General features: G+C 44.0%; 2 protein-coding genes. Both read right to left on the bottom strand.

The genetic code is table 11. The features are described from left to right. Window position 1 precedes the first annotated feature (1 nt). Window positions 2–442 (bottom strand): hypothetical protein, encoded by a 441-nt coding sequence (locus A3763_RS03600; protein WP_068759889.1) that lies wholly within the window; start codon window positions 440–442, stop codon window positions 2–4. Window positions 443–536: 94 nt separating this feature from the next. Next, the coding region (locus A3763_RS28020; RefSeq protein WP_197482738.1) for a hypothetical protein at window positions 537–1,062 on the bottom strand (526 nt) is incomplete at its 5' end.

Here is a 1,062-nt window from a genome sequence, read left to right as displayed (position 1 = left end):
GCTAAACATGCTTCCTTAAGNNCACTTGNTCAGATAAANAATGCAGTAGGTTGATGGTTTCGTTATCAGACGGGTCTTCCATCGCCACGACTAAGCGATCTTTGTGAGCCATGAGGGGAATAACAGCATGTGCTCTGGCAAACTCGGCAGGAACTAGTTGCAACGCATGTTCATCAACGTCAAACCCGGCGAGCTGAATAAAAGGTATCTCCAGACAGCAGGAAAGTGCATTGCGAACCTGGTGGTCGCTAGCGTAGCCCAAGCGCTGCAATATATGCCCTAGCATTTCTTTCTTGCCCTCAGCAATTTGTTTATGCAGGGCGGTGCTTAACTGTTTTGACGTGATAATGCCGGTTTGCAGTAATATCTGCCCAAGATGCTGGTGTTGATAGCTTTTACTTTTTTCAAGTGACTCTACAAGCTGTTCACGATTTGCAATCAAGAAATAGGCTCCAAAACTAATTATATCCTTATTAGTTTAGTAGAAGATCGCCGCAAATGTGTATTCAAAGCACTTTGGCTTGAGCCGAGTCACTTTAGTGTTCATTTTCCAGCGCGGCTATCATTGCACAGAAGTAGCCATCATCTTTTAGTTGTGAATGGTCTTCTGTATTAGCTGAAATGACACTTGTCATATTATTTATCTGATCAAGTGGGCTTAAGGAAGCATGTTTAGCAATTGAAAGATCATCTGCTAGGTTCAACCAGTATATTTGTTCCAATGAAACAGAGTCACTTTCGTTCCACTCAACATAGTTAGCATAGTGGTCGAGTGAGATCTGCCTACCTAGGGTATCGAAGTTCATCAGGCTGTTTGCTTCGTTCATCGAATTCGCGATAAAGTCTGGAGCAATGCTGGATATCGACTTAAACTCGTTCAGTGCCTGTTGATTTACCGGTAAGCGGGCAATAAGGTCTTGTTCATACACCACTCTATGCACTCGGTTAGCGAGAAGAACTTGAGCTTTTTCAACCCACTTAGGGCTACCAACTTTGGGCGAGCCTGACAGGTAGACCTGATCAACGTGAATACCTTCTTGCTCGAAGCCTGCTGCACTTAGT

Source organism: Oleiphilus sp. HI0128, assembly GCF_001635365.1.
The sequence above is the reverse complement of the archived record's forward strand: the minus strand, read 5'-3'. Positions and strand labels throughout refer to the sequence as shown.